At 53.5% G+C, this 9,103-nt stretch carries 10 protein-coding genes and 1 tRNA gene; 6 read left to right on the top strand and 5 right to left on the bottom strand.

The window, feature by feature from the left end:
* Together ABJQ89_RS15625 and ttcA are read right to left on the bottom strand one after the other, a co-directional pair.
* The coding region (locus ABJQ89_RS15625; RefSeq protein WP_348497090.1) for a lytic murein transglycosylase at positions 1-791 on the bottom strand (791 nt) is incomplete at its 3' end.
* Between the two features lie 72 nt (positions 792-863).
* Positions 864-1,709: a tRNA 2-thiocytidine(32) synthetase TtcA gene (ttcA, locus tag ABJQ89_RS15620; RefSeq protein ID WP_348497089.1), complete on the bottom strand. Its 846-nt coding sequence runs from the start codon at positions 1,707-1,709 to the stop codon at positions 864-866.
* Between the two features lie 208 nt (positions 1,710-1,917).
* On the opposite strand from ttcA, the gene ABJQ89_RS15615 reads away from it, so the two are divergent.
* Positions 1,918-2,835, top strand: a complete 918-nt coding sequence (locus tag ABJQ89_RS15615; protein ID WP_348497088.1) for an alpha/beta fold hydrolase — start codon at positions 1,918-1,920, stop codon at positions 2,833-2,835.
* On the opposite strand, the gene yidD is transcribed toward ABJQ89_RS15615, so the two are convergent.
* From yidD to rpmH, 3 genes are read right to left on the bottom strand one after another with little or no spacing between them, the layout of a single operon-like run.
* Entirely contained in the window at positions 2,832-3,053 is a 222-nt protein-coding gene (gene yidD / locus ABJQ89_RS15610) for a membrane protein insertion efficiency factor YidD (RefSeq protein ID WP_348497087.1), read from the bottom strand. The two genes, ABJQ89_RS15615 and yidD, sit on opposite strands and share 4 nt — an antisense overlap.
* Positions 3,050-3,454 carry a ribonuclease P protein component gene (rnpA, locus tag ABJQ89_RS15605; protein WP_348497092.1) on the bottom strand — a complete coding sequence of 135 codons (405 nt, stop codon included), beginning with the start codon at positions 3,452-3,454 and terminating at the stop codon, positions 3,050-3,052. Before rnpA ends, yidD begins: the two co-directional genes overlap by 4 nt.
* Before the next feature lie 25 nt (positions 3,455-3,479).
* Positions 3,480-3,614, bottom strand: a complete 135-nt coding sequence (rpmH, locus tag ABJQ89_RS15600) for a 50S ribosomal protein L34 (RefSeq protein ID WP_009831305.1) — start codon at positions 3,612-3,614, stop codon at positions 3,480-3,482.
* Between the two features lie 301 nt (positions 3,615-3,915).
* Here rpmH and ABJQ89_RS15595 point away from each other — a divergent pair, with 301 nt between their 5' ends.
* The 5 genes from ABJQ89_RS15595 to ABJQ89_RS15575 form a co-directional block, all read left to right on the top strand.
* Complete coding sequence (locus ABJQ89_RS15595) at positions 3,916-4,644, top strand: VTT domain-containing protein (protein WP_348497086.1); 729 nt, start codon at positions 3,916-3,918, stop codon at positions 4,642-4,644.
* A gap of 3 nt (positions 4,645-4,647) precedes the next feature.
* Positions 4,648-6,066: an FAD-dependent oxidoreductase gene (locus ABJQ89_RS15590; RefSeq protein WP_348497085.1), complete on the top strand. Its 1,419-nt coding sequence runs from the start codon at positions 4,648-4,650 to the stop codon at positions 6,064-6,066.
* A gap of 88 nt (positions 6,067-6,154) precedes the next feature.
* Positions 6,155-7,543 (top strand): HAMP domain-containing sensor histidine kinase, encoded by a 1,389-nt coding sequence (locus ABJQ89_RS15585; RefSeq protein ID WP_348497084.1) that lies wholly within the window; start codon positions 6,155-6,157, stop codon positions 7,541-7,543.
* 64 nt (positions 7,544-7,607) lie between these two features.
* Positions 7,608-7,684: transfer RNA gene (locus ABJQ89_RS15580), tRNA-Arg, on the top strand.
* 385 nt (positions 7,685-8,069) lie between these two features.
* Positions 8,070-9,103: cytochrome c peroxidase (locus ABJQ89_RS15575; RefSeq protein WP_348497091.1), on the top strand; the 1,034-nt coding region annotated here is incomplete at its 3' end.

Genomic DNA, 9,103 nt, shown 5'->3' with positions numbered 1-9,103 from the left:
TGCAAGGTGCCAGAGGCGGATTCAGAGCCCCATTTCACGCGGCGTGTCCAGCCGTTGCGCTGCAAGTACGCAGCGGTAGAGGCGAGCGCGTCGCTGGGATCAGCGGACCAAATATCGCGGCGTCCATCGCCGGTGAAATCGACGGCGAAACCTTCATAGGAGGTGGGGATGAACTGGGTGTGACCCATCGCGCCTGCCCAACTGCCGACCATACGGCCCGCAGTGATATCGCCATTCTGAATGATCTTCAGCGCTGCGACGAGTTGCTTTTCAAAGAAGGCCCCGCGCCGTCCCTCAAAGGCCAGAGTTGAGGTGGAGGAAATGATCGGGATGTTGCCCATCCGCTCGCCATATCCGCTCTCAAGGCCCCAAATGGCGCAGATGATTTCGGCATCAACGCCATATTTTGCCTCAAGCGCGTTCAGGGTGTTGCGATGGCGGGCAAAGGCGGCGCGCCCGTTGGCAACGCGTTTGTCAGAGGCGGCGATGGACAGGTAATCTTCCAAGCTGCGTTTGAATTCGGTTTGATTGCGATCCCTCTTGATCACGCCGGGCAGGAAGCCTGCACCACGAAAGCCTGCGGCGACGGTTGCTGCGCTGAGCCCGTAACTGCCCGCGCGGCTTTTGAAGGATGCAACCCATGCATCATAGCCAGCATTCGGCTGGGGCAGCATATCGGGCGGAAGGCTTGAAGGGGTGGAACTGGATGTTCGGCTGGAGCCGCTGCTGACGCAGGCGCTTAACCCCAATGCCCCTAAAGAGAGGGCGAAATGTCGTCTATCTATACTCATACTACTGCTCGCGCTTGATGCGTTGTTTTGTGCAATCCTAGCGCATTGCCGCATTTGCGCAAACAGTCGTGTTTATTGCCCTTCTTCCGGCGCATTCCCGCGCATCAAACCGGCGAAATCAAAGAGCTTAGGATCGAGCAAATGGGATGGGCGCGCATTGGTGAGCGCGCGGAACATGACCTGGCGGCGACCGGGGCTGTTCTTTTCCCACCCATCAAGGATTTGTTTGACCTGCTGGCGTTGCAGCCCGTCCTGTGATCCGCAGAGATCGCAGGGGATGATCGGGTAATTCATAGCGCTTGCGAATTTCTCGCAATCGGCTTCGGCCACATGGGCGAGGGGACGGTAGACGAAAAGGTCGCCCTCTTCGTTCAGCAGCTTGGGTGGCATGGTGGCTAAGCGACCACCATGGAACAGGTTCATAAAGAAGGTTTCCAAGATGTCATCTCGGTGATGGCCAAGCACGACTGCACTGCATCCTTCTTCACGAGCAATGCGGTAAAGATTGCCGCGACGCAGACGTGAGCAAAGCGCACAAAAGGTGCGGCCCGCTGGGATCTTGTCCATGACGATAGAATAGGTGTCCTGATATTCAATCCGGTTGGGCACGCCCATCTTTTCCAGAAATTCTGGCAGAACAGTCGCTGGAAATCCGGGTTGGCCCTGATCGAGATTGCAGGCGAGCAATTCAACGGGCAGTAAGCCGCGCCATTTGAGTTCATACAGAACGGCGAGCAAGGTGTAGCTATCCTTGCCGCCCGACAGACAAACCAGCCATTTCGTACCGGGCTCGATCATCCCATATTGTTCAATCGCCTCGCGCGTATAGCGCACGATGCGTTTGCGGAGCTTCTTGAATTCGGTGGTCGAAGGCGCACCAGAGAAGAGCGGGTGAATGTCGTCGTGATCATCTAGCATTTGCGCGATATGCCAGTTTGGCTCCGTCCTGAAAAGGGATTTGTCGTGAGTGTTCTCATTGCGGTGTCATGGTTCTGAGCAAAGCAGTCGCATATTAGGCGTGAATATAGCGTGAAAACCGCCGTTTCGCTGAGCAAAAGGTATCTTTCTGGAAGAAGCTACTTAGGCTCGGGACCCATTATTTCTAACATTTATTGAAAGGGTCGACATGCTATTTGCAACGCGCCGCAGTTTTAATGCGACAAAGAATATTCTGACAAACAATCCTTCTTCCGTGACGCGCTACCTATCGATTAAATCTGCCACCGAGCCACCCGCGAAATGGCGGGATGGTTTTTACAAACGTGAAGATTGGCTCAGATTTGTCATGCAGGAAGCCAGCACAAATGAAGTCTTGATCTACGTGCACGGCTTTAACACGACGCAGGCGGGAAATTTACGTCGGTTGGACAAAATCAAAGCTGGTTTGAAAGCGCAGGGTTATAAGGGTGCTGTCATCGGGTTTGATTGGCCAAGCAGCGGTAATCCCCTTGATTATGACGGTGATCTGGGTCGCGCGAAACAGACGGCGCAATATTTGATTTCTGAGCTGGCGATCCCGTTGATGTTTTTGCCTGAGCGCCCAAAGGTGCATTTGCTCGCGCATTCCATGGGGGGCTATTCGGTTTTGAAAGGGTTGCAGGACATGGGCGATTCAAAAGGGCCGGGTAATTGGGCGCTTGATCAGGTTGTCTTTGCTTCGGCGGATGTGCATCAACCAAGCATGGAACGCGGTGCTTGGGGGGCATTAATCATGCGTCACCGCAGTAAGCGTTTTACCAACTATTACAGTGGCGATGATAACGTTTTGAAGCTGTCCAAGTTTATCAACGGCACGCGCAAACGTGTCGGTCGCGCAGGTTTGCCAAGTCCAGCTTTTTCAACGCACATCGACGTGTCTTGCACCGCGCAATTTCGAAGGGATGAAACGAACCTGCCAGACATTTCATTTCTGTCGCATCGGTGGTGGTTTGAAAGTGCGCCGTTCTACAAGGATTTGGCGCTTACCTTGGCGGGTAAGGACGGCTTTTCGAGTGGCACGCGTCTGAAAGGGCCTGGACGGGACTTTACGTTGAACGTTTCCTAATCAGGCACATTGTCTATGCCGCTGCTGCCCCAAGGATGGCAGCGGCCAATGCGGCGCGCGGCGAGCCAGCTGCCTTTGACAGCACCGTGTTTTTCCAGCGCTTCCATAGCATAGGCGGAGCAAGTCGGGTGATAGCGACAGTTCATGCCGACCCAAGGCGAGAACACCAATCGATAAAAGCGTACAGGTAGGGCGACGATATGGGCGAGGGGGCTCATTTTGCACCGTGCAGTTTTTTGAGAGCATAGCGCAGATCGCCGACAAGCAGATCAAAGGGGCGGCTTGCTGTGGCTTCAAAGCGGCCGATCAACACGTAATCGCAGCCTTTTTGCCCGAACTCGGGCAGAACAGCGCGCGCAGCTTCACGCATCCGGCGCTTGGCGCGGTTGCGGGCAACAGCGTTGCCAACTTTCTTGGAACAGGTAAAGCCAACGCGCATTGCAGGATCGTCATCATTGCGGTTGTGCATTTGAACCATCATCGACGACGTGCCTTGCCGACGCGCACGAGCGGCGCGCAGGAAATCACTGCGTTTCTTGAGAACGTTCAGACGCAAAGAAACCGCCGAAGGCGTGTTCCCGTCAGCGTCATGCGCATCAGAGGCCTTCGGCGGTATCAATGTCATTAACCTAAAAGAAAGGCGCTTATGCGCTCAGTTCTTTACGGCCTTTAGCACGGCGTGCGTTCAGGATCTTGCGACCTGCTTTTGTCGCCATACGTGCGCGAAAGCCATGGCGGTTCTTGCGAACGCGATTCGATGGTTGAAAGGTGCGTTTCATCGCTCCGTCTCCGTTTAAGCAGGGCAGCTGCGCAGATTCGCGCGCCCAATGTATCTAGAAGCCCGTCCAATAGAGGGGCAGTGGGGATAAGTCAAACCTTAGAGTCACGAAACTCTGCAACATTTGGCTTTGGTCTGGGCTCTAAATGTTTCAGTTCTGTAGGAATGTCCAGCTTTGATCACGGCAATTGTCACCGTTGATCAAGCGCGCGTGAGGTGGCTTACGCAAAGGGCCATAAACCAGCATGTTGCCTGCAGATACGAAATGACCTTTAACCGAAAGAGAAAAAGAGATGGCAAGCATGGCCTCAAATTCTGAAACCAAATCTGGCTTGTCCAGATTCCTTCCAATGCTCGCGATCATCGTGGTTGCAGTTATTGGTGCCTTCACCCTTAAAGACTACCTCAGCTTTGATGCGCTGCGTGACAACCGCGAAGCGTTGGTTGCTTTTCGCGATAGTAACTATCTTATTGCTGTCATTGGGTTTTTGGCCATTTATACAGCGATTGTCGGCTTCTCTCTTCCCGGTGCAACCATTGCGACACTAACCGGTGGCTTCCTCTTTGGAACAGCGTTCGGCACGATCTTCAACGTCACCGGCGCGACAATGGGCGCGACGCTTATCTTCCTCGCTGCGCGTTACGGATTTGGCGAAAAACTCGGTGCGAAACTCGAAGCGAGCGAAGGTCCCGTGAAGAAAATCAAAGATGGCATTGATGAAAACCAATGGTCGATGCTCTTTATCATTCGCCTCGTTCCAGCTGTGCCCTTCTTTATTGCGAACTTGATCCCTGCCTTCCTTGAAGTGCCTTTGCACCGCTACGTTATTTCAACCTTCATGGGAATCATCCCCGGTACGTTGGTTTTTACCTCTGTCGGCGCGGGCTTGGCTGAAGTTTTCGAAGCAGGCGAAACACCAAACTTGGGCATTATCTTTGAGCCACACATCATCTTCCCAATTCTTGGCTTGGCCGCTTTGGCGATGCTCCCTGTAATTATTAAACTCTTCACTGGTAAGAAGGACATCTGATCCATGGAAACGATTAAGACAGACATTCTCGTAATCGGCGGCGGTTCAGGTGGACTTTCAGTTGCGGCCGGCGCGGTACAGATGGGCGCAAGCGTCGTTCTTCTGGAAGGTCATAAGATGGGCGGCGACTGCCTGAACTTTGGCTGCGTCCCTTCAAAAGCGCTGATCGCGTCGGGCAAAGCTGCCTACGGGCAGGCACATGCTTCTGGCTACGGTGTTGCGGACATCACACCGAGCGTGGACTACGGCGCTGCGAAAGATCACGTCGCGGATGTGATTGCGACAATCGCACCATTGGACAGCCCAGAGCGGTTTGAAGGATTGGGCGTTAAAGTCATCCAAGAATATGGTCGCTTTATTTCACCGACCGAAGTCGAGGCAGGTAACACACGCATCAAAGCACGACGCATCGTGATTTCGACTGGGTCTTCGCCCTTTGTCCCGCCGATCCCTGGGTTGGAGACGGTGCCGTATGAAACGAACGAGACGCTGTTTGAGCTGCGCGAGCAACCTGAGCACCTTTTGATCATTGGCGGCGGTCCAATCGGTATGGAAATGGCGCAGGCGCATCTACGTTTGGGCAGCAAAGTAACCGTTATCGAAGGTGCCAAAGCGCTGGGTAAAGACGATCCAGAAATGGCTGCCATTGTTTTGGACAAGCTGCGCGCCGAAGGTCTTGTGATCGAAGAAGATGCGCTCGCGGGCGAAATCAAAGGCAAAGCTGGCGCAATCGAAGTGCATGCCAAAGATGGCCGTGTTTTCAAAGGCTCGCATTTGTTGATGGCTGTTGGCCGCAAGGCGAATATGGACAAGCTGAACCTTGAGGCCGCAGGCATCGAAACGCACCGTACGGGCATTGTTGTCGATGACAGCCTGAAAACAACGAACAAACGCGTTTATGCGATTGGCGACGTTGCCGGTGGTTTGCAGTTTACGCATGTGGCTGGATACCAAGCGGGCGTGATCATTCGCTCGGCTCTGTTTGGTTTGCCTGCAAAACAAAGCACCAAGCATATTCCTTGGGCGACGTACACTGATCCAGAGTTGGCGCAGGTTGGCCTGACCGAAGCGCAAGCGAAAGAAGAGCATGGCGACAAAGTGGAAGTGGTTCGGTTTGATATCCATCACAATGACCGTCTGATTGCTGAACGCAAAGCTTATGGTCTGATCAAGGTCATGGTCGTGAAAGGGCGTCCCGTCGGTGTGTCCATTGCTGGTCCGCAAGCGGGCGAATTGATCGGCATGTGGTCATTGGCAATCGCGAACAAGCTGAAGATGAGCCAGATTTCCGCAATGGTTGCGCCTTATCCTTCAGTGTTTGAGGTCAATAAGCGCGCGGCTGGTGCCTATTTCATTCCGCGTTTGTTTGAGAACGACCGCGTTAAGAAAATAGTCAGCCTCGTTCAGCGTTGGCTGCCATAGGTTAACACCTAAAACTTTGATTTGATGAAATATTCCTGTAAGGGTGTGATATCCTTACAGGAACACGATGAATGGAACAGGCTTGCGCATGTTAAACACGCTTTCGGGACGTTTTTTGATCCTGACTACGGTCTTTGTCATGTTGGCAGAAATGCTGATATTTTTCCCGTCCGTGGCGCGGTTTCGTGAAGATTTCCTGATGGCCCGCTTAGAGCGCGCTCAAATCGCATCCCTTGCGCTCTTGTCAGAGGGTGAAATCGACGCAGATTTGGAAGAAGAGCTGCTGCTCAACGCCGAAGTCTACAACGTTGTTCTACGTCGAAACGCTGTGCGCCAGCTTATTCTCGCAGCGCCGATGCCACGCCCGATTGATCGCACGTTCGACATGCGGGACGTACCGGCTATGCGCCTGATCGCTGATGCAATTGGGCGGCTCGCAAATCCTAATGCGGAAGTGATCCGAATTATCGGCGCACCCGTGCGTGAAGCGGGGCTTTTGATCGAAGTTACAATGCCGACCGAAGGTTTGCGCTCCGCTATGATCGATTATGGTGTACGGATTTTGATCCTGTCGGCGGTGATTTCTGTCTTTACCGCTGCACTCTTGTTTCTTGCAGTGCGCAGGTTGCTGGTTCACCCCATTCGCGGGGTCGTCGACCACATGCAGCGCTACGCAGCCGCGCCTGAGGATGCCCGCCGTATTATCGAACCGACTGCTGGCGTTGTGGAACTTCGCGAGGCAGAAGAAGCGCTTCAATCCATGCAGATGGAGCTAACGCAAGCCCTGAAACAGAAAGAGCGATTGGCCCAGCTCGGCGGCGCGGTTGCTCGGGTGAGCCATGATTTGCGAAATATCCTGACCTCGGCGCAACTTTTCACAGATCGCATTGAGATGAGCGAAGATCCCGCCGTGCAGCGTATGGCGCCCAAGCTTGTAAATTCGATCACGCGGGCGGTTAATCTCTGTGAAACAACATTAGCGTTTGGCAAAGCAGAAGAACCTGCGCCTAAGCTGACGCGGTTTATGTTGGGGGAAATTGCGTCGGACGTTATGGCCTCTGAGCGGCTCGCGGTCGGAGAACATGATCTAAGCTTTGCGGAAGACATCCCCGCGAACCTGTCGATCCGCGCCGACCCAGAACAGCTGTACCGTGTTTTGTCCAATCTCGTGCGCAATGCACGTCAGGCCATTATTGCGACAGGCAAGGCGGGTGAAATTTCGATGAAGGCCGTTGATGGCGACGAAGATTGGACGATTTCAGTGCAAGACACTGGCCCGGGTTTGCCGCCCAAAGCGCGTGAACATCTGTTTACCCCCTTTCAAGGAGGCGCTCGAAAAGGGGGCACAGGGCTTGGCTTGGCGATTGCAGCAGAGCTCATCCGTGGTCACGGGGGATCGCTTATGCTTGAGCGTACAGACGAGACAGGTACTTGTTTTAAAATACGTTTACCGAAGGGTGACGTCGCAATTGCATAAAGGTAGAAATATTCTCACTTTTTCGCTTGCGTCGGTTTGATGCCTATTCTAGATACCGCCTCACGGACCGATAGCTCAGCTGGATAGAGTACCTGACTACGAATCAGGGGGTCGGGGGTTCGAATCCTCCTCGGTCCGCCACTTACCTTATTAGTGACGATATACGGGTTTGTCCCTTGGGACAGACTGGCGTTTTGATGACGTAAAGTGACCCCTAAGTGCGATTTATTCCTTCAATTCAGAATTTTCGTTCACCGCGCTAGAAATTAACGAGACCCTCTGGCTGTAGGGCGGTTTAGTGATTTGGCCCAGGGAGATTTTCGTTCCAAGCTGAGATCTCCGCCAAGAAATTGCTATGCCAGCAGGATCAAAAATGCCAAACTCGCGGCAAATATTGATCATAAATCACTCTTGCGCAGCAGGCTTCAAATTGCATCGAAAACATATCTTTTGTTCTGTCTTTTGGGTCGTTTTGGGCAGCGCTACAGTTGCGCAAGACGACGAAGCGCTTGCGGACGGCTTTGATCTGGGGCCGCGACCCATCTTTCCTGAAACGAATATGGAGAGGGTGCAGCTTGGACAATTGCTGTTTTATGATCCGATCTTGTCGGGGAACAAAAACATCTCCTGTGCGACGTGCCATCACCCAAAGTTTGGAACCGCTGACGGTGTATCCTTGTCTATCGGTGAAGGTGGCATCGGCCTTGGCCCCGAACGGAAGATCGATCCCCAGAATAGTCCAGAGCAACGTATCCCGCGCAACGCGCCTGCGCTTTGGAATTTGGGTGCGGATGAATTCACCGTCTTTTTTCACGATGGTCGCCTTGAAGTAGACCCAAGTCAGTCCAACGGGATTAGAACACCTTTGGGCGCTGAGATGACGCTTGGATTTGACTCTGCGCTCGCCGCGCAAGCGATGTTCCCAGTGCTATCGCCAGATGAAATGGCAGGCCATTATTCGGAGAATGACGTCTCCCAAGCGGTGCGAAAGGGGTTGATTACCCAAGAGGGTGGCGCGTGGAACATCATCGCGGCCCGTGTTTTAGCCGTGCCAGAATACGCGCAACAGTTCGAAGCCATCATGCCGGACCAAGACCCGCAATTTACAGATATTGCGAACGTCATTGCAGATTTCATGGTGTTTGAATGGCGCGCAGATCAGTCCGCGTTTGACCTTGCAATGATGGGACAAGCGGTGCTCGATCAAGACGCGCAGCGGGGCCTTGAGCTTTTTTATGGAGAGGCAGGATGCGCAAGCTGTCACTCGGGTTGGCTTCAAACAGATCATCAACATCATGCTGTTGGTGTGCCGCAAATCGGTCCGGGCAAAGCGGCGCGTTTCGAATCCCACGCACGTGATGAAGGTCGGTTTCGGGTCACAGGAAACGTGAGTGATGCCTATGCGTTTCGAACGCCTTCCTTGCGCAATGTGACGCTGACGGGGCCTTATGGGCATAGTGGCGCTTATTCAAATCTAGAGACCATGATCCGTCATCATATTGATCCGATCTATGGCTTAGAGACATATACAATCAGTAGCGCGACGCTTGCGCCATTTTC

Source organism: Planktotalea sp., assembly GCF_039984035.1.
GTDB lineage: Bacteria > Pseudomonadota > Alphaproteobacteria > Rhodobacterales > Rhodobacteraceae > Planktotalea.
Note: the sequence above shows the minus strand (reverse complement) of the source record. Positions and strands in the feature narration are given on the sequence as shown.

Coding starts and splice junctions, on each gene's coding strand:
- ttcA (WP_348497089.1), bottom strand. CDS start 1,709: ATGCTAGATGATCACGACGACATTCACCCGCTCTTCTCTGGTGCGCCT.
- ABJQ89_RS15615 (WP_348497088.1), top strand. CDS start 1,918: ATGCTATTTGCAACGCGCCGCAGTTTTAATGCGACAAAGAATATTCTG.
- yidD (WP_348497087.1), bottom strand. CDS start 3,053: ATGAGCCCCCTCGCCCATATCGTCGCCCTACCTGTACGCTTTTATCGA.
- rpmH (WP_009831305.1), bottom strand. CDS start 3,614: ATGAAACGCACCTTTCAACCATCGAATCGCGTTCGCAAGAACCGCCAT.
- ABJQ89_RS15595 (WP_348497086.1), top strand. CDS start 3,916: ATGGCCTCAAATTCTGAAACCAAATCTGGCTTGTCCAGATTCCTTCCA.
- ABJQ89_RS15590 (WP_348497085.1), top strand. CDS start 4,648: ATGGAAACGATTAAGACAGACATTCTCGTAATCGGCGGCGGTTCAGGT.
- ABJQ89_RS15585 (WP_348497084.1), top strand. CDS start 6,155: ATGTTAAACACGCTTTCGGGACGTTTTTTGATCCTGACTACGGTCTTT.